This is a genomic window from Allomuricauda sp. F6463D (assembly GCF_023015965.1).
GTDB lineage: Bacteria > Bacteroidota > Bacteroidia > Flavobacteriales > Flavobacteriaceae > Flagellimonas.
Window position 1 is genome coordinate 346,914 of sequence record NZ_JALKAN010000001.1, and the last position, 24,705, is coordinate 371,618.

At 37.4% G+C, this 24,705-nt stretch carries 19 protein-coding genes; 8 read left to right on the forward strand and 11 right to left on the reverse strand.

The features are described from left to right. Positions 1 to 5 precede the first annotated feature (5 nt). The 8 genes from MWU56_RS01390 to MWU56_RS01425 all read left to right on the forward strand — a co-directional run bounded on the left by MWU56_RS01390 (position 6) and on the right by MWU56_RS01425 (position 11,901). Positions 6 to 797 carry a (Fe-S)-binding protein gene (locus tag MWU56_RS01390; protein ID WP_247041489.1) on the forward strand — a complete coding sequence of 264 codons (792 nt, stop codon included), beginning with the start codon at positions 6 to 8 and terminating at the stop codon, positions 795 to 797. Between the two features lie 53 nt (positions 798 to 850). Further along, on the forward strand, positions 851 to 1,333 hold the full coding sequence (locus MWU56_RS01395; protein ID WP_247041491.1) for an ABC transporter ATPase: 483 nt from the start codon (positions 851 to 853) through the stop codon (positions 1,331 to 1,333). A gap of 93 nt (positions 1,334 to 1,426) precedes the next feature. Continuing rightward, positions 1,427 to 4,339: a glycoside hydrolase family 3 N-terminal domain-containing protein gene (locus MWU56_RS01400; RefSeq protein WP_247041495.1), complete on the forward strand. Its 2,913-nt coding sequence runs from the start codon at positions 1,427 to 1,429 to the stop codon at positions 4,337 to 4,339. 28 nt (positions 4,340 to 4,367) lie between these two features. Beyond that, positions 4,368 to 5,510 (forward strand): N-acetyl-alpha-D-glucosaminyl L-malate synthase BshA, encoded by a 1,143-nt coding sequence (bshA, locus tag MWU56_RS01405; protein ID WP_247041496.1) that lies wholly within the window; start codon positions 4,368 to 4,370, stop codon positions 5,508 to 5,510. A gap of 95 nt (positions 5,511 to 5,605) precedes the next feature. Further along, positions 5,606 to 5,974: a hypothetical protein gene (locus MWU56_RS01410; protein WP_247041497.1), complete on the forward strand. Its 369-nt coding sequence runs from the start codon at positions 5,606 to 5,608 to the stop codon at positions 5,972 to 5,974. Positions 5,975 to 6,088: 114 nt separating this feature from the next. Next, complete coding sequence (locus MWU56_RS01415; protein ID WP_247041498.1) at positions 6,089 to 7,258, forward strand: OmpA family protein; 1,170 nt, start codon at positions 6,089 to 6,091, stop codon at positions 7,256 to 7,258. A 105-nt stretch (positions 7,259 to 7,363) separates the two neighbouring features. Beyond that, a complete protein-coding gene (locus MWU56_RS01420) occupies positions 7,364 to 10,948 on the forward strand; it encodes a gliding motility-associated C-terminal domain-containing protein (RefSeq protein WP_247041500.1) in 3,585 nt (1,194 codons plus the stop codon). 20 nt (positions 10,949 to 10,968) lie between these two features. After that, positions 10,969 to 11,901, forward strand: a complete 933-nt coding sequence (locus tag MWU56_RS01425) for a type IX secretion system membrane protein PorP/SprF (protein ID WP_247041502.1) — start codon at positions 10,969 to 10,971, stop codon at positions 11,899 to 11,901. 52 nt (positions 11,902 to 11,953) lie between these two features. Here MWU56_RS01425 and MWU56_RS01430 read toward each other — a convergent pair whose 3' ends face one another. From MWU56_RS01430 to MWU56_RS01480, 11 genes are all read right to left on the reverse strand, one after another. Then, positions 11,954 to 12,925: a hypothetical protein gene (locus MWU56_RS01430; protein ID WP_247041504.1), complete on the reverse strand. Its 972-nt coding sequence runs from the start codon at positions 12,923 to 12,925 to the stop codon at positions 11,954 to 11,956. 4 nt (positions 12,926 to 12,929) lie between these two features. Further along, on the reverse strand, positions 12,930 to 14,384 hold the full coding sequence (locus tag MWU56_RS01435) for an MBOAT family O-acyltransferase (protein WP_247041506.1): 1,455 nt from the start codon (positions 14,382 to 14,384) through the stop codon (positions 12,930 to 12,932). A gap of 3 nt (positions 14,385 to 14,387) precedes the next feature. Further along, entirely contained in the window at positions 14,388 to 15,563 is a 1,176-nt protein-coding gene (locus MWU56_RS01440; RefSeq protein ID WP_247041508.1) for a GNAT family N-acetyltransferase, read from the reverse strand. 12 nt (positions 15,564 to 15,575) lie between these two features. Then, positions 15,576 to 16,754 (reverse strand): GNAT family N-acetyltransferase, encoded by a 1,179-nt coding sequence (locus MWU56_RS01445; protein ID WP_247041510.1) that lies wholly within the window; start codon positions 16,752 to 16,754, stop codon positions 15,576 to 15,578. A gap of 5 nt (positions 16,755 to 16,759) precedes the next feature. Further along, on the reverse strand, positions 16,760 to 17,989 hold the full coding sequence (locus MWU56_RS01450) for a GNAT family N-acetyltransferase (protein ID WP_247041512.1): 1,230 nt from the start codon (positions 17,987 to 17,989) through the stop codon (positions 16,760 to 16,762). Beyond that, positions 17,986 to 19,023: a peptidoglycan bridge formation glycyltransferase FemA/FemB family protein gene (locus tag MWU56_RS01455; RefSeq protein WP_247041514.1), complete on the reverse strand. Its 1,038-nt coding sequence runs from the start codon at positions 19,021 to 19,023 to the stop codon at positions 17,986 to 17,988. Before MWU56_RS01455 ends, MWU56_RS01450 begins: the two co-directional genes overlap by 4 nt. Before the next feature lie 136 nt (positions 19,024 to 19,159). Then, a complete protein-coding gene (locus MWU56_RS01460; RefSeq protein WP_247041516.1) occupies positions 19,160 to 20,179 on the reverse strand; it encodes a glycosyltransferase family 2 protein in 1,020 nt (339 codons plus the stop codon). Between the two features lie 319 nt (positions 20,180 to 20,498). Beyond that, a complete protein-coding gene (locus tag MWU56_RS01465) occupies positions 20,499 to 21,272 on the reverse strand; it encodes an SDR family oxidoreductase (RefSeq protein WP_247041518.1) in 774 nt (257 codons plus the stop codon). 45 nt (positions 21,273 to 21,317) lie between these two features. Further along, positions 21,318 to 22,604: an acetyl-CoA carboxylase biotin carboxylase subunit family protein gene (locus tag MWU56_RS01470; protein ID WP_247041520.1), complete on the reverse strand. Its 1,287-nt coding sequence runs from the start codon at positions 22,602 to 22,604 to the stop codon at positions 21,318 to 21,320. Between the two features lie 9 nt (positions 22,605 to 22,613). Continuing rightward, a complete protein-coding gene (locus MWU56_RS01475) occupies positions 22,614 to 23,876 on the reverse strand; it encodes a glycosyltransferase family 2 protein (RefSeq protein WP_247041522.1) in 1,263 nt (420 codons plus the stop codon). Positions 23,877 to 23,878: 2 nt separating this feature from the next. After that, positions 23,879 to 24,700 (reverse strand): SMP-30/gluconolactonase/LRE family protein, encoded by an 822-nt coding sequence (locus MWU56_RS01480; protein ID WP_247041524.1) that lies wholly within the window; start codon positions 24,698 to 24,700, stop codon positions 23,879 to 23,881. Between the last annotated feature and the right edge of the window lie 5 nt (positions 24,701 to 24,705).

The following is a 24,705-nucleotide window of genomic DNA, read 5'->3' on the forward strand; positions in this document are numbered from 1 at the left end:
AAACTATGAGCGAACAATTGAGGGTTAAAACCATGCAGGATTTTATGGCCGAAGGTAAGCAACCAGAAATATTGTTTTGGGTTGGATCGGCAGGTAGTTACGATGATCGTGCCAAAAAAATTACCAGAGCTTTTGTTAAGCTATTGAACAAGGCCGGTGTTGATTTTGCTGTTTTGGGTACCGAAGAGAGCTCTACAGGTGATGTAGCAAAACGGGCCGGAAACGAATTTTTGTTCCAGATGCAGGCCATGATGAACATTGAGTTGTTGAATGGATATGAAATAAAACGAATTGTAACCTGTGACCCCCATTCCTTCAATACCTTTAAAAATGAATACCCTGATTTAGGTGGTAACTATGATGTTATCCACCATACGGAGTATCTAAAAGAACTTATGGACAATGGACGTTTAACTATAACAGGGGAGGGGCACAAAGGAAAACGAATTACATTTCACGACCCTTGTTACTTGGGGCGCGCCAACGCTGTTTATGATGCTCCAAGAGAAGTACTCTCCAAAACCAATGCAGAATTGGTTGAAATGAAACGTCATAAAAAAACAGCTTTATGTTGTGGAGCAGGAGGAGCTCAAATGTTCAAAGAACCGGAAAAGGGTGATATGGAGGTTAACGTATTGCGTACCAAAGATGCTTTGGAAACCAATCCAAATATTATTGCTACTGGTTGTCCGTATTGTAATACCATGATGACCGATGGTATAAAAGCACACCACAAAGAAGACAGTGTCACCGTTATGGATGTGGCTGAATTATTGGCAACTTCACAAGGGTTGTAAAATTGATGAATGAATGAGGGTCGAATTTAGACAAGGCCATAAAGATTGATGATATGCTAGTGGATTTTAATGAATTGCCAGATAACGCCAGAGTTTGGATTTATCAAGCAAATAGAAGTTTTACGGAAACGGAGATAAATGAGGTGAAAGATAGTGTGACCGAGTTCCTAAAGGAATGGACTGCTCACGGCAGTCAATTGCAAGCAGGATTTGAAATTAAGTACAAAAGATTTATTGTAATTGGTCTAGATCAAACCACCGCCAGTGCTTCTGGTTGTTCCATTGATGCCTCTGTACATTTTATTCAAAGCTTGGAAAAGAAATACAATGTGGAATTGTTGGACAGGATGAACGTATCTTTTAAACAAGGTGAATATATCGCATACAAACCATTAAAGGACTTTAAAAAGCTTGCCAAGGCCAAATCCGTTTCTCCAAACACCATAGTTTTCAATAATTTAGTAGCTACCAAACAAGAGTATTTGGAAAATTGGGAGGTACCTGCCTGTGAAAGTTGGCATGCAAGATTTGTATAATCACATGTTTAATTTATCATAATTTTTGATGCTTTCTTCGATGAAATGCAATATTTTTATCGCTAATAAGTTCAGGTCTCAGACAAGAAATCTATGCGGACAAACCTTTTCGTTTCCCTTTTTATACTAACTTTTTCGCATGCTTTTGGGCAAATTAACCCTTTGGTTGTAAAAGATTCTGTGGCCCAAATGGCTTGGGTGGAAAATCAGTACAACAATATGTCCTTAAAGGAACGGATTGGACAATTGTTCATGGTAAGCGTAGCATCAAATCAAAGCAAGACATCAACTAACAAGGTAAAAGAACTTGTTAGGGAACATGATATTGGTGGGGTTATTTTCTTGGCAGGCGGACCGGTCAAACAAGCTCAATTGACCAATGAATACCAAGCTGTATCAAAAGTGCCACTGCTAATTGGTTCGGATGCTGAGTGGGGCATGGCCATGCGGTTGGATTCTACCTACGCATTTCCTTGGAACATGACTTTGGGGGCTATTCAAGATAGCACTATTGTAGAAAAGGTTGGTAATCAAATAGGTAGGCATGCCAAGCGTTTGGGTGTACATATCAACTTTGCCCCGGATTTGGATGTGAATAACAACCCAAAGAATCCTATTATCGGAAACCGTTCTTTTGGTGAGGACCCTAAAAATGTTGCCCGGAAGGGACGGGCATTTGTAACAGGTTTAGAAAAAGCCGGCGTACTTTCCAGCGGAAAGCATTTTCCTGGTCATGGGGACACGGCCACCGATTCACACAAAGCGTTGCCCATAATCAATTCTTCCAAGGAACGATTGGATACCATTGAACTTTATCCCTTCAAAAAAGTAATGGAGAGTGGACTGAGCTCTACCATGGTAGCACATTTAGATGTGCCTAGCCTAGAACCTAGGGAAGGCCACCCTTCCACATTATCTAAAAATATAGTAACAGGCGTATTACAAGACCAAATGGGTTTTGAAGGCTTGATAATCACCGACGCCCTTAATATGAAAGCTGTTTCCAATTTTGCGCCAGAAGGCCAGGTTGAATTGGAGGCTTTTTTGGCAGGGAACGATATGCTCCTAATGCCGGAAAATGTACTAAAAGCAAAAGAAACCTTCATAAACGCTTATCAAGAAGGTGTGATTGAAGAACAGCGATTGGCCAAATCGGTAAAAAAAATATTGATGGCCAAATACAAAGCAGGTTTGTACAACTACAAACCCGTGAATTTGGAAAACCTATACAATGATTTGAATAGTATAGAAAACCATGTAATTTACGAGAAGGCTATAGAAGCAGCCATTACCGTTGCCAAAAACAACTTTTCTTTGATGCCTATAAAGAAGCTGGACAATAAGAAAATAGCTTATGTGCATTTTGGAGATGATTCAGGAGTACCTTTTTTACAATCATTGAACAAATTTTACAAAGTAACCCACATCAAAGCCAAGGATATTGCTCAATATAAAAAGGAGCTGGCAAATTATAATCTGGTCATAATAGGTTTTCACAAGAATAATGAAAGTCCGTGGAAAGGCTATAAGTTTTCGAAGAACGAGCTGTTTTGGTTAGGTGAAATATCTAGGTTACGGACTAGTAATACCATTTTAGCCCTTTTTGCAAGACCGTACGCCTTGTTGGATGTTCTGGATTTCGGCACCATGGATGGAATAGTGGTGGGGTATCAGAACAGTGAACTGGCACAGGAAAAGGTAGCCGAAGTAATATTTGGGTCTATTGGAGCAACGGGTAAACTACCAGTGTCGGCTCACGGTGATTTTCCAGTAGGTACCGGAACCGATGTAAAACCAATCCAACGATTGGGTTATAGTATACCAGAAAGAGTTGGTATGGATTCCGAAATGTTATCGGAAGTGGATACCCTTGTTCAACATGGATTAGATTCTTTAATGTTTCCTGGAGCACAGGTGCTGATTGCGAGAAGGGGAAAAGTGATTTACAACAAAAATTTTGGGAAACCTACCTATCAATCAGATACGAACGTTACTGAAGAATCTATATACGATTTAGCTTCACTGACAAAAATACTTTCTACTTTGCCCATGATCATGAAAATGGAGGAAGAGGGTGAAATTGCTTTAAACGACACATTCAAAGATTTACTGCCAGAATATGCCGATACCGAATTAAAGGATGTTTCTGTTCTAAAAGCTTTATCGCATTATGGTCGTTTACCATCTTGGATAGCCTTTTATTTGGATACATTGACTAAGGAACGAAAGCCTTCTTCTGAATTTTATAGACAAAACCCTTCCGAGGCTTTTCCATACAAAGTCGCTGAGCATTTATACCTTACACGGTCTTTTAAAGATTCTATCTATAATAGGATAGGCAGGCAGAGCCTAAAATCCAATAGATACCGATATAGCGATGTAGGGTATTATGTATTTAAAGAGTATATAGAAAAAACGTATAACAAATCAATTGATGAATTGGTGGATGAGTTGTTCTATAAACCTATGGGACTTCAACGGACTACATTCAATCCCTTAAAAAAATTTCCTAAGCAAGTGATAGTTCCTTCAGAAGAGGACGACTATTATCGATATCAGACGGTGCAAGGGTATGTTCACGATATGGGGGCTGCCATGCAAGGAGGTGTTGGGGGCCATGCCGGACTTTTTAGTACAGCAAATGAAGTGGCTAAAATTATGCAAATGTATTTACAGGGTGGATATTATGGCGGTGAGCGTTTTTTTAATGAACGGACGATTAAAAGATTCAACACATGCTACTTTTGCAACAAGAATGTGCGAAGAGGTGTAGGTTTTGATAAACCTCAGTTGAAAGAAGGAGGGCCAACATGTGGTTGTGTTTCCCAAAAAAGTTTTGGGCATAGCGGTTTTACCGGAACATATACATGGGCCGACCCGGATGAAGAAATCGTTTATGTTTTCCTGTCCAATAGAACCTATCCATCTGCGACAAATACTTTACTGATAAAATCTGGTTTGCGTACACGTATTCAACAAGCCATTTATGATTCAATTATCAATTAGGTATTAAATATTGCCTTAGATTTGTTTTATGAAAATAGCTATTGTGTGTTACCCAACGTTTGGCGGTAGTGGTGTTGTTGCCACAGAATTGGGTATTGCCCTTGCTGAAAGGGGGCACGAAGTACATTTTATCACATACCGACAACCTGTTCGTTTGGAACTTTTGGGAAATAACATTCATTTTCACGAGGTGCACGTTCCTGAATATCCTTTGTTTCATTACCAACCCTATGAACTTGCACTCTCCAGTAAGTTGGTCGACACCATAAAACTATACGGAATCGAGTTGCTGCACGTCCATTATGCCATACCACATGCCTACGCGGGATATATGGCAAAAAAAATGCTGCAGGAATATGGGATTTTTATACCCATGATCACAACATTGCACGGTACCGATATCACTTTGGTGGGCAAGCATCCATTTTACAAACCTGCGGTCACCTTTAGCATTAACAAATCCGATGTAGTGACCTCTGTGTCCGAAGCCTTAAAAAAGGAAACTTTAAAACTGTTTGACATTGAAAATGAAATCGAGGTAATTCCCAATTTCATTGAAACCACCAAGTACAGTAAAGATTTTACGGACTGTCAACGTTCCATGATGGCAAATGATGATGAGCGGATCATTACCCACATCAGTAATTTTAGAAAGGTAAAGCGAATTCCAGACATTATTAAGATATTCCATCGAATACAGAACGAGATACCTGCAAAGTTAATTATGGTTGGAGAAGGTCCGGAAAAGGAGGGGGCGGAAGAATTATGCGATTCTTTGGGTATAAAGGATAAAGTATTGTTCTTGGGCAACAGTAATGAAATTGATAGGATACTTTGTTTTTCCGATTTGTTTCTTTTGCCTTCGGAGACCGAAAGTTTTGGACTGGCCGCTTTGGAAGCTATGATAAATAAAGTCGCAGTAATATCTAGTAACACAGGTGGTATTCCAGAAGTAAATATTGATGGTGTTTCCGGTTATTTGGCAGATGTTGGGGATGTGGAAACCATGGCAGAAAGGTCCATTGACATTTTAAAGGATCACTGTACATTGGAAAAATTCAAAGAAAATGCATTTAATGTTGCATCCAAGTTTGATATAGTCCATGTATTACCTTTGTATGAAGAGCTTTACGAGAAAGCTTTTAAATCACGTTTCAAAAACACTTTTTGATCATTAAGTATTTTTTCCTCATAGCGTTAACCTGTTTGCTTTCATGTAAGGCCCAAAAGGAGGGGCATTCCCCTGTTGGTGAAGAGATTGAAAACATGAAATTGGTTGCAAACGATAGCTTTAGCAATATTGAAGAGTACCAAACTTTGGTTATCAAGGATGAAAAATCATTGCGCAAGTTTTATTCTACAATTAACAAAACACGTAAACCAGGACTTCCGGTTCCCATTGTGGATTTTTCCAAAGAAATAGTGCTTTTGGTCTGCTTGGGTGAGCAGAAAGGTAAGAACAAGCCAGTTTTGTCAAAATTGAAGGAAACGGACAATGAGTTTGTTATTGCAGTTGAAACAGTAAAAGAACAACAACAGGGCGAAAAAAGTGTCCAAGCAGTTTATTTTCCATTTTATCTTTACAAAATGCCATTGGTCGATAAAATAATCACTTTCCAAAATATTGATAATTAGCGCTTTAAAAATTAATTTTACTTCTTATCGAAAATTACCGCACTTAAAAGTGCAAAGTTCTGTTTTTTGAGCAGTTGACCTAGCTTTGTAATCAGTAACCTCAAATTGATAAAAATGAATATTTCTAAACCTTCGATGGTGTTCTTTGCTTTGATTATTTCTGCTTTGACCTTTGCCCAAGATGTTGAATTGACCAAAAAGGACAGTATAGTACAGAGTTATTGGTTGGTGACTTTGGGTACCAATATTGTTGATGATTCCGGTGATGAATTCGGTGACCTTCTTGACCTCAGTGACGGTTGGAACATGGTTCCTTATCCATCCAGGGCAAGTGTTGGCCGTTATTTTAAAAATGGTCTTGGACTGGAAGCTATTGGTACTTACAACCGGTATAAAGAAGGTAAGACCATTGATAATGTGGTCAATACAGAGGATATAGATTATTGGGGCCTTGATTTTAGGGTAAGCTATGATTTGAACATGATTTTGGGAGAAACCGGTTTTTTTGATCCCTATATAGGAATTGGAGCTGGCTACACCGATGCCAACAACCAAGGTAGGGGGACATACAATGCCGTTATAGGTTTCAGAACCTGGTTCTCCGATCATTGGGGACTGGATTTCAACTCTACGGGGAAATGGGCCATGGATATAGAAAATGCGACTAACCACATTCAGCATGCACTTGGCGTGGCGTATAGGTTTGAGGTAGAAAAGGGACTTTCCAGAAAAGGGGAGGAGAAGCTCGCCTTGTTGGAGGAAATGGAAAAAGAACAACAGCGTATCCAAGATTCCATTGCGCAGGCAGAAGAAGCGGCAAGATTGGCAGAGCGTTTGAAAAAAGAAAAAGAAGCAGCAGAACTTGCTGCTGCGGAAAAGGCCAAAAGAGAGGCGGAAGATGCCAGAAGGGCCGCACTTCAAACCAAGCTCAACAATTTGGGCAATGTTTACTTTAAACTGAACTCTTCTTATCTGACATCCAAAGACAAAGAGCTATTGGATCAGCTGGTGGCCATTATGGAAGATGAACCAAATTTGGTCGTTAAAGTAACGGCACATACAGATTCCAGAGGAACAAAAACATATAATCAATGGCTTTCAGAAAGAAGAGCTGAACGTACGGTGGAATATATCATTTCCAAAGGAATTTCAGAAGGCAGGATCAGTCACGAAGCTTTTGGTGAAACTCAATTGGTGAACGAATGTGAAGATGGTGTCCGTTGTACCGAGGAACAACATACCAAGAATAGGAGGTCGGAGTTTGTTATTACGGCCTTTGATTGAGAATATCCCAATTGTCGGGATAATTGCAATAGATTAACAAACTGGTTATGATTAAAAAATACAATTGTAAATCAGTAACATGAAATTAAACCTCAACTTTTTATAATGACACTATATAATTTATTCAACTGTTTCTTTTACAGGAAAAAGCAGGTTTTTGGTAAATTCTTGCTGCTACTGGTACTTTTTATTTCCCCCTTCTCCTATGGTCAGTATGATAAGGTAGTGGTCATCGGAGCTTCTATAATGGAGCAGGTATATGGAAGTGATTTGATCACTCCAAATGCAACTAGGACCGCCGAATGGCAAGCCAATGGGGTAAATGTGGATGTTTATGGTTATGGTTTTACAGGTAATTATATCGATGAGATCATTCCTAAAGTACAAACAGCCATGAGTACCTTTACATCCAATACGCTCTTTATGATCCATATTGGGGGTAACAATGTTAGTGATACCAAACCTTATGCATCTGCAGATCAAGTATTGGAATTAGATCCGATTAGCCAAGCATATGACGATCTGTACGCAGCCATAGATCCAGCTCGACTAAATGATGTGATAATAATGCCCATTACTTTTAGGGAATATGATACGGATGACGTGTACAACAATCAGGAATTGGGAAGTTTGCCATACAACCAAGAGATTTTGATTCCTAAAATATTGGCCAATACCCCTGCACAAATCAATTCGGATGGCAATCCGATCGTGGATCTGTACAACTTTACCCGAAACAATAGCGAAACCTATTCGGATGATGATATCCACCCAAATCCTGAGGGGGAAATTATGCTTTCCAACTATATGAGTCTTAGGGCATCTTACTTTATAAATAGTGAAGCGACCCTTCCCGATCCTGTGGCACCGGTAGATGACAACGATGGCGATTTTGTGGTGGACAGCCAAGACCTTGATGACGACAACGATGGTATATTGGATGTGGATGAGTACGCCTATGATTGTACAGGAGATTCGAGCCTTATTTGGGGTACCACGCCTTGGACGACCGGTAATCCTGCTGCTGACCCTCCTTCTAATGCTGTAACTACTATTAATGGGACAGAGGTTACTACTGATAACTCAGATACAGACCTAACAATTACAAGTTATAGTGCTACAGAAGGAACTACATTTAATGGAAAAAACAGTCTTTTACTGAACACACGTATTAATGAAATAAGCAATGGTAATAAGATTCATTATAAGATAAGTTTTGATAGGCCTGTATCGGAGCTCTCCTTTTCAGTAATCGACATTGATTTAAGTGATGGAGTGAATACTGAAGCTGGTCCGTCTTGGGATGGATATGGTGAGTATCAAGACCAAGTTACAGTAACTGCTTCAAATGATGGAGTCCCAATCCCTTTAACAGCGGGCAGTGATTATACTGTACCGGATCCTACAGCCGTATCTGATTTAGGAAACGCTGTGTTTCAAGGCTTAAAAATGACTACAGATATTAATACTAATGCTGGAGATGCTATTTTTAAAATATCTAATCCAGTTGACGAAATATTAATAGTTTTTGAAAACACTGGACCAACATCTAGCCCAGATTTTACCGCAATTGCGATATCAGACCTTTCATGGACTTGTGCTTATGTTGACACTGACGGTGATGGTATTCCAGATCATTTGGACAATGACAGCGATGGCGATGGTTGTGCCGATGCCCTTGAAGGGGATGGTGATTTTACCCTTACAGACCTTGATGGGAACAACCAACTTACAGGAGGTGTCGATGCCAATGGAGTGCCATTGGTGGCACCTGGGGGGCAAGCTAATGTAAGCAGTACGGATGATAACGTGACCAGTGGTGCATGTGATGATGATAGTGATGGACTAACAAATAATCAAGAAACAAGCTTGACCACTGACCCATTGAACCCCGACACCGATGGTGATGGGGTGGCAGATGGTCAGGAAGTAACCGATATCAATAATCCTTTAGACCCGTGCGACCCTTCACAAGCAGTGGGTTATGCTGGCTATGATGCTACTAATGCCATTTGGATGGCGGCGGATTGTGATGGAGATGGTGTGATTAACGGAGATGAAGTGACAAACGGTACCGACCCATATAATAATAGCGATACCGATGGAGATGGAATCCCTGATGATTTGGAAACTTCAAATGGAACAGATGAAAACGACCCATGTTCCCCTACTCAGGTTGCAGGGTACACTGGTTACGACAGTGCCAACGCCATATGGATGGCAGCCGATTGTGATGGAGACGGCGTAATCAATGGTAATGAGCATGCCAACGGTACGGATCCTTATGCTGTATCAGTTGACACGGATGGTGACGGTATCGATGATGACACCGAAATCAACGATGGAACAGATGAAAACGACCCATGTTCCCCTACTCAGGTTGCAGGGTACACTGGTTACGACAGTGCCAATGCAATATGGATGGCAGCCGATTGTGATGGAGACGGCGTAATCAATGGTAATGAGCATGCCAACGGTACGGATCCTTATGCTGTATCAGTTGACACGGATGGTGACGGTATCGATGATGACACCGAAATCAACGATGGAACAGATGAAAACGATCCATGTTCCCCTACTCAGGTTGCAGGGTACACTGGTTACGACAGTGCCAATGCAATATGGATGGCAGCCGATTGTGATGGGGATGGCGTAATCAATGGTAATGAGCATGCCAACGGTACGGATCCTTATGCTGTATCAGTTGACACGGATGGTGACGGTATCGATGATGATACCGAAATCAACGATGGAACAGATGAAAACGATCCATGTTCCCCAGCTCAGGTTGCTGGGTACACCGGTTACGACAGTGTCAATCCTATATGGATGGCAGCCGATTGTGATGGTGACGGCGTAATCAATGGTGATGAGTTCGGCAACGGCACGGACCCTTATTTAGCCAATGGTGATACTGATGGTGATGGTATTGATGATTCTGATGAAATTATTAATGGAACAGATCCGAACGACCCATGTGATCCTAGTCAATCACCAGGCTATACAGGTTATGATAATACAAACAATATGTGGGCATCTGCCGATTGTGATGCCGACCAATTGACAAATGGTGAAGAATACCTGCTAGGTACCGATCCTTATGCTACCGATTCCGATGGTGATGGTATTAATGATGGGCAAGAGGTTTTTGACAATACAAATGCACTTGATGAATGTGACTCTATTGGTGGTACACCTTTAGCGTCAAGTGATTGTGATTCAGATGGACTGACTTACTCTGAAGAAATGGAATTGGGTACCGATCCCAATATTTCCGATTCCGATGGTGACAATATTTCCGATGGACAAGAAGTGACCGATAAAACAGATCCATTGAATCCATGTGATTCGGAAGGGGGGACCCCTCCAGTTGATGTCGTATGCGATATTGCCATTGGGAATTCAATTATCTCTGCCGATGGGGATGGTATCAATGATTTCTTTAACATAACGAACATTGAATTCTTTCCCAACAACACTGTTCAGATCTACAACAGATGGGGGGTAAAGGTTTTTGAAACCGTAGGTTACGATAACAGTTCAAACGTGTTTATTGGAGTTTCAGATGGTAGGGCAACACTGAGTCAAGGAGAACAGTTGCCAGCAGGGGTATATTTCTATACCATTAAATACACAAATAATGACAACAAGGTCATTGCAAAATCAGGATACCTATACATTAATCGCTAGAACAAACCAAAGCATAAAAAATGAAAAGAATAATTTTCTTGAACATCTTAATCTGGAGTATGGTCAATACAATGACCATGGTGGGGCAACAAGATCCCCATTATACACAGTACATGCTCAACACACAAGTAATTAACCCAGCTTTGGTCGGTTCACGAGGTGTTTCTACCATAGGTGTCTTATATCGTTCGCAGTGGTTAGGGTTGGATGGGGCACCTACAACACAAACACTTCATTTTAATACGCCATTGTCGGAAAAAGTGGGGATTGGTTTTTCAGTAGTGAACGATGATATTGGAAATGGAACAAGTAAGGAAACTTTTTTTGATGCTTCTTTTTCATATAGTTTACCAGTGTCAGATTTTGCCAATATTTCTTTTGGAATCCAAGCAAGTGCAAACATTTTAAATGTAGATTTTTCCAAATTGGTCAATTATGGTGCAGAACCCAATCTACCGAACATAGACAACAAGTTTTCGCCCAATTTTGGGGTAGGGGCCTTCTTTAATACAGAACAATTTTATCTAGGTTTATCTGTTCCGCATATATTGGAGACCAAACATTTTGACAACGATTCCCAAGAATCATATGTAGCCAATGAGCGAATGAATCTTTACTTGATATCCGGATATATCATTGAATTGAACAGGGATCTAAAGCTTAGGCCGGGAATTTTAGTGAAAGCAGTACAAGGAGCACCTTTAGCAGTGGATTTGTCGGCCAGTATGTTATTCAACGAACGTTTTTCGGTTGGGGCTGCATACCGTTTAGATAGTGCCGTGAGTGCTTTATTTGGTTTTCAACTATCTGAAAAATTCCTGGTTGGCCTAGCTTACGATTGGGAAACCAGTACCTTGGGAAATACCCAGTTTAACGATGGGTCCGTTGAAGTATTTCTTAGGTTTGATTTCTTAAATCGAAATAGCAGAAACAATCCGAGTAATTTTTTCTAAAAGTAGTATAGAAGGGTTATTTAAGATTACAATAAAAAATGCGAATATCTTATTATTCGCATTTTTTATTTTTGGATATGGTACCGATATAATTAGATATTACCTGAGCAATTAAATCCCTTCCATGATTGTTCCAATGATGATCATAAATTAAGGTCACAGGCTTTTTGGTTTTTTCAAAAGCTTGGGCGAAATCCAGATATTTAATATCATTTTGTTTACAATATTCAAGAAAAGACTCACTTGTTTTTCGTGAATCCAATAGAATTGTCGTCTTACATTTGTCAAACCCATATAGCTCAACAAGATTTTTGAAGTTATCCAAATACTCTTGATCTTTATGTTGGGGAACTACAATTTCGTTCGTTTCGTAACCACCAGAATTCTCCTCTTGGAACGCTTGACCGGTAACTAATTTTTTGAGAGGATCCACAATGCCAATTTTTGATCCGTACGCCAAAAGTTTTATGTTGTCCCTTATTCTGAAAACAGTGGACTTTAACATGGCAATTCTTTGGGTATTTGGTTCATAAACACCGCGCTCTAGGTCACTTTGATAATTTAAGTAAATAATGATTTCATCAATAAGCTCAAATTGGTCTTTGTAGGCATTAATCAAATGCATTTGGTTGGCCAAATCGTAACCCGCATACCCATATTCATAAACTTCCACGGTGTCATTCATTGCCCTTTCGATTTTCTTTCCTGTAGAATCGTAATAATCTTGGTGAAATCCTTCTATAAACGAATCACCGATAAGAGCTATTTCAAATTTTTCTTGAGTTGGTTTAAATTCACGAAATGAATTGAATCCTGCATTATTTATATGAAATTTTGAAAAATTCTGGTTTCTGTTTCCTGTCACAGCATAACCGGTATGACTTGGCACACGTTTTTCAACGCCGTATTCATCGATAAATCTAGGAGGGTCCTCGGTATATAGATGTAGGGCTCTTACCATTAGTTCCAGAGCTATCAGGATTAATAGTACATACACACAAGTTTTGATTATAAATTTTTTCATTCTTCTAAAATTGGAAATAAATAAATGAACGGTTAACACCATCATCATAAAACAATAGCATGGCCAATATCACACTCGTATACAACAAGAATCTAACAACTTTAGATTTGAATCTAAAAGGTTCGCGTTCATGCTTTCTTATTAAATACTCATAAAAAATGAAAAGGCCTAGCAAAACATAAAAATCCAACATTCTGTAACCCATAGGGTGTGCATATGGTTCATAAGAAAAGTTGGTTACAATCTGATTTATAAATTGAAATGAATCAGTGAGTGAAGGTGACCTAAAGAATATTCGGGAAAAAGTGACCAAAGCAAATGTCAACAGAACTTGCAGGATTTCAATTGGGGTCGGCAGGAGGGTTTTTTCTCCAACCACATTATCGGCGTACATACGGTTTCGTCCCATTAGATATACTGGTATATAGAACAGTGCATGCAATCCTCCCCAAAAAATAAAGGTCCAATTTGCACCATGCCAAAAACCACTGACCAAGAATATTACCGAAATGTTTCTTATGGCCCTTAGTTGGCTTACCCGTGAACCTCCCATTGGAATGTATAAATAATGCCTAAACCATGTTGAGAGCGATATGTGCCATCTTTGCCAATACTCAGCCACATTTCTCGAAAAATTAGGAAACTTAAAATTGGACATTAGCTCTACCCCAAAAAGTTTTGCGGTACCGATTGCTATGTCGGAATAACCACTAAAATCCCCATACACTTGAAAACTAAATAGACAGACGCCGATTATAAGGGTTGATGCCGGATAAGAATGATAGTTTGCGAAAATATCATCGACAATAGGCGCTAAAGAATCTGCAATGACCAATTTTTTAAAGAACCCCCATAAAATAAGCTTTAGACCGTTTGTGGCTTGTTCGTAATTAAAGCTACGTTTGTTGGTAATTTGTGACAAAAGATTAGAGGCCCTTTCAATAGGCCCTGCAACCAATTGTGGAAAAAAAGAAACAAATGCTGTAAACGCTAAAAAATCTTTGGTGGGTTTTAGTTTTTTATAATATATATCAAAAGAATAGGACATGGTTTGGAAAGTATAAAAAGAAATACCAACGGGAAGTATAATCCTTAAGGTCCATGTACTTTTAATATCATAACCAAATGCATGAAACATATCTATAAAAGAATCCACAAAGAAATTACTGTACTTGAAAAAACCTAGCATTCCTATATTAAAGGCCATACTTGCCCAGAGCCAATATCTTGCTTTCTTCCTATCATCTAGATGTTCGTATATCTTTTGGCCAACAAAATAGTCGACCAAGGTGCTAAGAAAAATCAAAAACAAAAAACGCCAGTCCCACCAACCGTAAAAAAGGTAACTGGCAAAAATTATGAATACATTCTGAATTTTGGTATTGTTTTTAAAAACAAACCAATAAAGTATGAAAACTATAGGTAGGAATATTAAGAATTCTATAGAGTTAAATAGCATGTATCAATTATTTGCGGGATTGAACAAGATGATTTTGGCCACTTTTTTACCTTTTAAAATATAAACGTCTTCATTTTTATTATGGTATACCTCCACATTACCGTCCTGTTCTTGGGACAAGAAGAGAAAATCATTTATTATTTGTTTGGTTATCGGCAATTTTTCCAGATCCAACTCAATTTTTTCCAATTGTACCGTGGATGAAATATCGAAATCCTTTAATTGATATTCTGGAAGGTGATTGTACTTTTTCTGTTCATTTTTCAACTTTTTCTTGAAATTATGAAATCGAGTGTTCACTCCTTTTGAAATGAGAACAGCCATTATACGTGATTTATTGCCATATGCCAAGGCATATAAGAACCCTTTCAACGATTTTTTTGGATAAAAAATATGATGGTTTAGCTTATAGATCTTATTGGACCACCATTTCTTGTACTCCATATCGCCCCACCCCATGTCAAAATGTTCATACCCATTGTTTATGCACCATTCCAATTGTTTGCAAAGCTCTATTTGGCCCGGGCTAAACTTGGCATAATCAATATCATAGGAGGAAATATAACTGAACAGTACATTCCCATAATTATAATTGAGTGAGATGACTATAGGTTCGGTTTGGTTATAAACTACAAAAATAGAGGCCTTTCCGGCTTTGATCAATTCCATTGAAGTTGAAAACACTTTGTCCCAAGGGGCAAGACTATCACTTTTATGACCCTTTTGTTCAAACCTTTTTATGATCATATCTTTTAACCTTCCCATTAAAAAACGGTAGTTTTCCTCATCAATGTCTCCCAGGTACATTTGATATTTTATATCAAAGCTCTGTTCCAACCTTCTAATTGATCTAAAGATATTCTTGCGCCGTTTACTTAGGTGTGTTTTTAAAAAAACTTCTATACTTTGGTATGGTGCTAGATTTATGGCATAACCTCTGATGGAGGGGTAAGTTCGTTCGGTCCATAACGTGGGATCGGAGATTTCCGACTTGACATAATCGGGTACATTGGCAAAAGAATATATTTTTTTGCCTGCTGGTTCTTTTATCGAATTTTCAATTAGATTGTTTTGGGACGAACCTGAAAAACTTAAATATGAGTAAATATCCGAGACCACCCTTGATTTGAGGTGAAAATCTGTAAGCAGACTTAAATGTTCCTTATTGCTCAAATTCATGTAAATTGATAATTAGTCTTCTTTTTGGGTCAGTTTGACCGCTTTTGTCCTACCAAGTACAATATATGTTTCCGGATTTTTTTTTGAACGGTAAACAGAAACAAACTTGGAGTGTTCGATATATTGATATTGGAAGTTGTTCACATGTAGTTTTAGCCATAGGTTGGATTCAAGATTTGTATCAATTTCTTCATAATCGAGGTTAGTGATCTCGATTTCCGTGCTATCTACTTCTTTAATTTTGATTTTATCTTGATCATTTGTTTTTTCGGATGATATTTTTTCATCGATTTTTTTTCTGAATTGTATTTTTTGGCCATCAAGATAATCCTTCAATTTATAGAATACCTCCAAGGTTTTCACCAAGGTAAACTCTGTGACAGACCTTGGATTATAAAATAAATGGTGTTCATATTTGTAAATGTGGTTGCACCAGTTTTGTTTATAAGGAAGATCTCCCCACATAAGATCAAAAATCCGGTAATTGTTTTCAATGGCCCATTCCAGCTGTTTAACGATGTCCAAATTGCCTAGTCCAAGTTTCGCGTAATCAATATCATAAGAACTGATTGAACTGACCATTATATCTTGGTAATGATAGTTTAAGCATATATCGATAGGTTCGTCTCCGTTATAGATAACATGTAGCGATGCTTTTTTTTCCAATATCATTGGGTAGCATCTTTCGGTTAGTTCTTTAAAGTTGATTGATGGATCAAAAGTTTTGCCTTTTTGATCAAACCGCTTTTTTAAGAACAGCGACATCTTGTTGAACAATGCTTCAAAATGCACTTTATCTATATTGCCAAAATATATTTTATAGGTAATGTCGTAACAACTTTCTAGTCGTTTCAGTTGTCTTTTGAAGTTTTTACGTCTGGAGCTGCCGAGATTGGCATTCAGATATTCGGTCACGGATGTATAACCGGTTAAATCAATATAATATCCATTTATTCTATGAATCTTAAGAATCTGCAATGAATTTCCGGATGAAAGCGGTACAGGAACCAAAAATTCAGGAATACATTTTTTCTCGGTAATAAGAGATGATTTGTTTGTATTGCCAGAAAATGGATTCACCACATCTTGTTTTGTACGTGGATTATGAACCGCTTTATAGAATTGATGGATTCTATTGTTTTCGCACAAATCAAGGGAAAAATTATATTTTGCAATTTTCGAAGTTCGCATATATACTAGTTTGCCTTATAAATACTAAGACCGGTCTTATTTTTTTTCCCGACCAAAAGAAAATTATGCTCGGTATCATTCACCTTATAGACTTTAAGATCTTTTAAATGTTCTTGGTTGAGGTATAAAAAATCATAACATATTCCTTTTAAAAAAGAAAATTCAGGAGATTCTACCTCAATAGATTTTAAATTTTTGCTCGATTCACCATTCAATTCTGTAAAACTGTAATGAAGATTTTTTTGTTTCTTGTTTTTAAGAAAATAGGTGAGTTTATGGAAACTCTCATGTATCTTTTTATCCCTTAAATACTGTTTAAAAGTAAAGAACAGTTTTAATGTGTACGCTATGAATTTTGCCTTAATTGATTTTTTATCGAAGAAAATATAATAGCGGAAATTAAATTTTTTGTTGGACCATCGTGTTTTGTAATCGAAATGTCCCTTGGAAAAATCAAGAATGTTCCACCCATGTTCCAAGCACCAATCAACAAGGTACATAATCTTAATACTGCCAAGATGGAATTTTGCATAATCGATGTCAAAAACGGTGATGGCATCGAATACTCTGTTTTCGGATAGGTAGGACAAAGTAATGCTAATGGGCTCATCGTCGTTGTACAAAACAAATAAGGCGGCTTTTTTTTCCAAGATCATTGGATATGCTACATCTTTATAGAATTCCCATTCATCGTTATTTAGATTGTTGTTGCTAATCTGTTTTTCCTCAAAACGTTTTTCCAGTAATTTTCTGAAACTCCAAAATATGGAATCATATTCTTCTTTTGCGATTTCATCGCAATGGGCCTTGAACGATATATTAAAACTGTCCTCTAAACGTTTTTTATACTTTCTAAGTTTATATCGACTACTTTTTTTAAAGGTTTTAGAAAGAAAGTCATCCAAATTTTGATAAGACTCCAATTCAATTAAATAACCTGGGTATTGGCGCGCTGAGTAATACCCCATGCCCTTTACCTGATTTTTGGGATTATTTAAAACATCATAAATTAAAAATGTTTTCCCCTTTTCTTCCGAGCTAATCGCATCGTTCAATTTTATGTCTACACCTTTTGTGAGGTTTTTCCCTGCATTTATGTATAGACCGGTCCATGATGATTTGTAGAATAAAATCTTTTCAATAAAGGGAAAGCTGTACTTATCCTTGTTATTTAAAAAATGTTTGGACCAATACTTTGTAAACGTAGCTGATGTGAATGGATTGTCTGTTATCATTTTGTAGTCAGAACAAGATGGTTATTGCACCTATATTGTGGAAAAAAATCAGAATTATGCACATGGTTGCATTCTTCGGTCAATTTGATATATTGTTTTTGATCAACAATTAGTGTCCAAACATAAAAATCCAGTAGGTTTTTGGAAAATGATGATTTAAATTGAAGTAATGAATCATCCGCTGCAGAAAGACCTCCGCCTAGATTAAAATGAGAAAGCCCGAATTTTGATGCATTAATTCTCATTTCGTCTATTAGTAATTTAGTAGGCATATGCGATAGGTACTCTGTTTTTGTACCGGAAAGGTGATAGTGTAAAATGGAATTCCTATAAAAGAACATGCTGGCCCCCATTATATCACCAGTTTCATTATGTATGGCTAAAAGTGTTTCAGTTTTAAAATTCTTGCTCTTGGCCAAAATTTTAAAATAGTCATCATTGAAATAGTACATGGATTGGGCATTGACCCGATCCATATTTTCGTGGTATATATTTATAAACTGTTGTATTTCTTCATCATTTTCCGCCTTTTTTATAGTGCAATGCTTCCTTATTTTATTAAGTTGACTTTTAAGCCTTTTACCAAATCCTTGTCGTTGTATATCAATCGGTTTTGTAAGATCAATAGAGACAACAGGCCCTTTTTTTTCTATTGATCCAATTTTGCCAAGAATATCATGTTGTATTGGGAGAAAAGGGTTGAGTCTTGAAAAAACGGAAACGATTTTATTTGCCATGAAATATTCAAACAACTCTTTTTTGAAGTGCTGGTGGTCAAAATTCACAGAAATACCTTTACATAAGGGGCCCGGATACCCATAGACCGAGGTGGCATCATTGAGGGAAGAATTTGGAATCTTTCGTAATAATAGGGGCAGGGCAATACGGGTTTCACCATGGGAATATTTCAAAAGAACTGGTCTAGAATTGTCTTTTGCCGCCATATGATAATCGAAAGTGTGATAAAGGTCAGATTCTTCAAAACTTGAGATATATTCATCCCAATATTTTTTTTCTTCAATAATTTCAATCATGTGCACGTGGTAATTATCTGCAAACACATATTTTCTAAATATTTAAGGCTCTATATTTTAACATAAAACCTATTTGAAAATTAATTTGCTGGTTGTTTAGTGGAAAATTTCTCTTCAAATATCAAGGTCAGGGTATTTAACGGGAATAAAATAGTCGGTTCAGTTTTAACTCTAAAAAAAGCAAAATTTTATTATTGAAAACGGGGACAAAGGTAGTTTTGTAAAAAAAGCTGGTTTTGGCACTACCAATTCCTCCTATTTTAGGGTTTATGGGATACACATTTATAGTCTTTAATTTTTGCAGTATTTTTTGAAGGTCCTTATCGGTGATCACTCCCCCTTTAAAAGCTTTTATAAACAGCGTGAAAACAAAAGACTGTTGTTTGTACTTCAAATCTTTTACAACTTTGTGATAATTCATATGAGAAGGGGCCAATTTTTTTATCAAAAAGTCAAAATTTTCAATGGCATAAACCAAATCATTGATGAATTTTAGATTGTGGGAGGGGGCTTTACTTGTAGTTATGGAGTTTTTTACTTGTACAAACCTATGGATACTCCAATTGACCCTTGAGATCCTATTGGTTTTAAGAAATAGTGTTGCGGTAAAAATGGCATCTTCCATTAATCTACCTTCAACAAATTTGATTCCAGTATCCAGCAGAAAACTTTTTTTTATAATATACCAACAAGCTTCATTTCTGTAGCCGTGTTCTGCAATAAATGTAAGACCATCCATTACCTCAATTGTTAAATCATCGGGAGAAGAGTCAAATAGAATACGGTCTTCGGTATGTTTGGTCCTAAATCCCAACACTTCAAGTTGGTTCGTCTCAGCCAGATCTAGTAAACGACCCAAAACATTGGAAGCTAGATAATCATCTGCATCCAGAAAATAGACATAGTCGCCACTTGCCAGTTCCAATCCTTTATTTGTGGCTGCGCTTGGCCCTATGTTTTGTTGGCGCAACAACTTAATGTTTGAATACTTTTCGGCAAAACGTTGGACAATAGTAAAACTATCATCCGTTGAGCCATCATCGACAACTATGATTTCGTACTCATTCGAGGGCAAATCTTGGTTGAACAAACTCTTCAAGCAATGTTCTATATGTTCTTCCTTATTATATAGAGGAATAATTATGCTTAATTTCATAACTTTATTGAATAAGGTTGGTTATTGAATGTATTAAGAGGAACATTTACTTGATAAATATTAAGAACATATATTTTAGGTTCGAAGTAAAATTATCTGATACTGTGCAATGAACAAATAAAATAGTTTTGTAACAGATTTAATAGATAAAGTACTACTAAAAAGGAATTAAAGTTTGTTAAATAAAATTGTTCTGTATAAGAAACAGTATTTCATATACAAACGTTAATTTTCCCAATTGAAAAAACGCTTCACCATAACGGGTTAATTAAATCGATTTATAACTATATGGATGGTTGGTTAAGAGTCTTCGGTTGCCTTATCTTGCTATATACCCACCGTCTACCGGAATTACGCTTCCTGTAATGTAATCACTTGCCGATGAAGATAAAAAGACGGCCAAGCCTTTTAGATCTTCTCCTGTGCCCCATCTTTTCATTGGAACCCTATTGAATACTTCTTCTGTTCTTTTCTTGTCATTGATCAAGGCCGTGTTCAATTGTGTGTCCATATAACCAGGTGCAATGGCATTGACACAAATGCCTTTAGCGGCCCAATCATTGGACAAGGCTTTTGTCAATTGTGCGACACCTCCCTTGGATGCGGCATAAGCAGGTATGGTAATGCCTCCCAAAAAGCTTATGATAGAGGCAATATTTATTATTTTTCCAACTCCATTTTTTAGCATGGTATTTCCTGCGTGCTTGCAATAATAAAAGGTGGCATCCAAATTTATTGAAATAACCTTTCTCCACTCTTCATCTGGAAATTCTTCACTGGGATACCTCCTCTGAATTCCTGCAGAATTTATCAAAATATCTATGTTGCCACCCAAAATATCCAAAGCATCTTCATAGGATTTTTTGATTTCCAATACTTTACTTACATCCGCTTTGATTGGACTTACATTTAAACCATTATTTTTAAAATCTTCGCAAATACCAAATAACCTATCATCAAGATCGATTACAACGGTTTGGGCCCCCGCTTGCGATATTGCTTCGACCATGGCTTTTCCTAAGTCACCAGCTCCTCCGGTAACAATGGCCTTTTTGCCCTGTAAACTAAACTTTTCTAAAATATTTTGTTCCATTTTTTAATTTATATAAATAGGTCTGTTTGAATTGTAACGGAGCGTTTAAAAAATATATTCTTCGGCGTTCCATGGCCTTAGCCATTCAATAACCATATCATCACCATTGGAATCGGTGACTTTTAATGTGTTTTTGATATCTTCAATGGTCTGGTTTATGCCATAAATTGAATCTGCACTGGCATAGATTCTGTAAAGAACCTGTCTTTCTGTACCAATCCAGTCATTCTGGACAGTATCTCCCAATTGGAAACGTTCAACAATAAAGTTTACGTTCTTATGGGATTTTATATCATCTAAGCCTACAATCGAATCAATTTTCCCTGCTTTTAGAAGCACCCAAACCGAGCAAGCAGTCTTACCCCTCATCATATAATCATTTTTCTCGGCAAAGTCATCTTCTCCGAACACTCCTGTTAAGGCATAATTTATCAGCATTTTCCTGTGATCAAAACCATTTATGTGTTCTAGATGAATGTGAGGAGCTTCCCCCTGTAACCTAAACCCTGGGTCGTAACTGTAAAACTCATTGTTCTCCACAAAGAACTGTACATTTATAACCCCTGTTTGCACATCGGTACTTTTAAACAATTCTGATAATTTGGGATGAACCTTATCAATGAAGGATTTGGTATATTTAGAAGGATATACGGTGCCTAGGGCTATAGGGCTAGAGTTGCCTTGTATTCTAGTTAAGGTTCTATCAAATGTTGCTGAAAGATATGGTATACCATCTTTAAAGGTATAGTAGGCAGACATATCATCACAATTATCGTCCATATATTTCTCGACGAGAACTACCCCTTTTTTAGAAAATTTTAATGCTTTTTCTACAGTACTGTTATAATCATCTTCATCACGACATATTTTCATGCCGACACCACCTCCGCTATCAACAGGTTTTACCATTAAAGGAAGTTCCAGACCTTTTGGTTTTCTAATACTGTCATTTTTGGTTAAATAAATCCCAGGGATATCTTGTACACCGTGTTCTGCACAATATTTTTTATAACCATCTTTACTACAAAAAGCTTCCACGGCTTTTTCGGTCGCATAGCAGGGAAATCCTAATTTATTACAAATTTCCCTGTAGGGTTTTACCAATATATCGGCGACTCCGACCAAGACGCCATCTACTTCTTCTTCTTTGGCAAGATTGACAATAGCATCAATATCAAAGCCATCTATATCAAAAGACTCTGTAGCATTTTTCTTTGCTGGGGCATCAGGATTTGGGTCAACAACAATAGTGTGGATTCTCATGGATACCGCGATGTCCACCAGAACACCTGTTTCTGGGTTACCGCCCAATATAATCAGTTTTTTGGCCATAATATGCATTTACATAATTTCGGTTCTCTTTGAAGAATATTTTAAATTTCTCGAAAAATCACTGTTAAAACCTAAGCTGTTCAATAGGTTGGTTATTTCGTTTTCATCATGATTTATTTGTACGATTTTATCAGTATCTATCCCAACAAGTTCAAGGTTCGATTTTATTTGCTCATAATTCGTGGGGTTTGTCGTGGCAATAATCAAATAATCAAATTCATTGTTATCAATTGCACCTATCGGTTGTACTGAATTTCTATCGATTGTCATATCGTGATGGTCGATGTCTATCCAACGTACAATTTGAAAATATTTAAGCTTAGCGTTTGTACTTAAAATGTGCTGTCCAAAGGAACCGGAGCTATAGACAACAATTCTTGAATTTTTTGAAGTCTTTAAAAAGGGGTTGAAAATAGTATCATCGTATACTTCATTAGATATTAAACCTCCCGAGCGAACCAATATAAGAGAGTAGAGATAAGAAGTCAGTTGAGAATTTAAATTTTCTTCCCCTAAAAAAGGGCTGAGTTTTTTCCTTAAAAATACCAACAGATGGCTTAATCGATTGTATTCCATCTCAGGGTCTTCGATGGATTTCACAATTGAATCCGGTCTTTGCCGATAATAGTATACAGGGATGTCACAAATGGTAATATGTTTACATAAGGTAAGATAGGTATAGGTGATGGCGGCATCTTCACCCATTATGATATCATTGGGAATATCGAGTACATATTGGAGCAACAACTCTCTTTTAAAGAGTTTGTTCCAAACATATGTGGATATATTGTGCTCACAAAACCGCTCATTGCAAATGGCATTGGGTAAAATTGATGATTCAATTTCGAATGCGTTATAATTTCCAGTAATTACCGGCTTTATGGTTTCTATTTTACCATCAAATTCTCTAAAATGCCCAGTTACGACCAAATCTGAATTGTTGGCTACGGCCATTTTATAAAGCGTATCCAAATAAAAAATGTCCACCCAATCATCCCCATCCACGTAGGCAACATATTTACCTTTTGCCTTTTCCAAACCAGCTTTTCTAGCACTTAGTAAACCGTGGTTTTCTTTGTGTATTACTACAATCCTATCGTCAATGGAAGCGTATCTGTCACATATTTCGGGGCAATTGTCCGGACTGCCATTGTCGACCAATATCAACTCAAAATCGGTAAAGGATTGCACCAACAAGCTATCGATACACTGAGGCAAATAAGGTTCAATATTGTGAATTGGGACTATTACACTTATCTCAACTTTTTTCATTTTTATATTTTCTTGTTCAAATTAACGTAAAAAAGGCCTCCGCCAAAAACATCATCTGGGTTATCCGATTTCGCAGTAGTTACAAAAAGGTTGCCTAGATCATCCAAACAACAAGAACTCACATTTAGGCAGGGTAGTTTTATCTGGCCGATCATCTTTCCGTTTTTAGGATTCCAATTGGAAACCTGACCACCTCCCCATTCTGCAATCCACAGCATGCCATCTTGGTCCATACACATACCATCAGGACTACCAATTCCATTGAATTCTATAATAAATGAATCAAAAGTAGCACTTCCTTTAACCGTGTCATAATTATATTTGGCCACTTTTTTGGTAGGTGTATCTATAAAGTATAATATTTTGCCATTTTTAGAAAAGACCAATCCATTGGAAATGGTAGTTTTCTCTATAATGGCTTTATAAGTTCCGTTAAAATACGAAAATACCTTCCCAATATGGTCTTGTACCTTGGGATATCCCATTGTGCCCACTATATATCTGCCATTGGGATCCATGGCACCATCATTGTAACGAACAAAATTCGAAATTTCCATCTGAAAGGCATAGTGGCTTTTACGAGTATTGAAATTAATCTCATAAAAACCATTTTTTGAGGCCGCCATCACTTTTTTTTTGCCAACTATAAAGACACATCCTACGGGTGAGTCCAATTTGACACTAATAATTTCTTTTGTGGTAAGATCCAAAAAATAGACCGTTCCATCCAGAATCGATACAAAATAAAGAAAATTGTATGTTGAGTCATACACCGGTCCTTCCAGGAGTTCGGAGTCGTTATAAAATATCAATTTATAATCCATGTTCT

Bases quoted from the DNA above. Each gene is read 5' to 3' on its own strand.
- MWU56_RS01390 (WP_247041489.1), top strand. From the start codon at position 6: ATGAGCGAACAATTGAGGGTTAAAACCATGCAGGATTTTATGGCCGAA.
- MWU56_RS01395 (WP_247041491.1), top strand. From the start codon at position 851: ATGCTAGTGGATTTTAATGAATTGCCAGATAACGCCAGAGTTTGGATT.
- MWU56_RS01400 (WP_247041495.1), top strand. From the start codon at position 1,427: ATGCGGACAAACCTTTTCGTTTCCCTTTTTATACTAACTTTTTCGCAT.
- bshA (WP_247041496.1), top strand. From the start codon at position 4,368: ATGAAAATAGCTATTGTGTGTTACCCAACGTTTGGCGGTAGTGGTGTT.
- MWU56_RS01410 (WP_247041497.1), top strand. From the start codon at position 5,606: ATGAAATTGGTTGCAAACGATAGCTTTAGCAATATTGAAGAGTACCAA.
- MWU56_RS01415 (WP_247041498.1), top strand. From the start codon at position 6,089: ATGAATATTTCTAAACCTTCGATGGTGTTCTTTGCTTTGATTATTTCT.
- MWU56_RS01420 (WP_247041500.1), top strand. From the start codon at position 7,364: ATGACACTATATAATTTATTCAACTGTTTCTTTTACAGGAAAAAGCAG.
- MWU56_RS01425 (WP_247041502.1), top strand. From the start codon at position 10,969: ATGAAAAGAATAATTTTCTTGAACATCTTAATCTGGAGTATGGTCAAT.
- MWU56_RS01430 (WP_247041504.1), bottom strand. From the start codon at position 12,925: ATGAAAAAATTTATAATCAAAACTTGTGTGTATGTACTATTAATCCTG.
- MWU56_RS01435 (WP_247041506.1), bottom strand. From the start codon at position 14,384: ATGCTATTTAACTCTATAGAATTCTTAATATTCCTACCTATAGTTTTC.
- MWU56_RS01440 (WP_247041508.1), bottom strand. From the start codon at position 15,563: ATGAATTTGAGCAATAAGGAACATTTAAGTCTGCTTACAGATTTTCAC.
- MWU56_RS01445 (WP_247041510.1), bottom strand. From the start codon at position 16,754: ATGCGAACTTCGAAAATTGCAAAATATAATTTTTCCCTTGATTTGTGC.
- MWU56_RS01450 (WP_247041512.1), bottom strand. From the start codon at position 17,989: ATGATAACAGACAATCCATTCACATCAGCTACGTTTACAAAGTATTGG.
- MWU56_RS01455 (WP_247041514.1), bottom strand. From the start codon at position 19,023: ATGATTGAAATTATTGAAGAAAAAAAATATTGGGATGAATATATCTCA.
- MWU56_RS01460 (WP_247041516.1), bottom strand. From the start codon at position 20,179: ATGAAATTAAGCATAATTATTCCTCTATATAATAAGGAAGAACATATA.
- MWU56_RS01465 (WP_247041518.1), bottom strand. From the start codon at position 21,272: ATGGAACAAAATATTTTAGAAAAGTTTAGTTTACAGGGCAAAAAGGCC.
- MWU56_RS01470 (WP_247041520.1), bottom strand. From the start codon at position 22,604: ATGGCCAAAAAACTGATTATATTGGGCGGTAACCCAGAAACAGGTGTT.
- MWU56_RS01475 (WP_247041522.1), bottom strand. From the start codon at position 23,876: ATGAAAAAAGTTGAGATAAGTGTAATAGTCCCAATTCACAATATTGAA.
- MWU56_RS01480 (WP_247041524.1), bottom strand. From the start codon at position 24,700: ATGGATTATAAATTGATATTTTATAACGACTCCGAACTCCTGGAAGGA.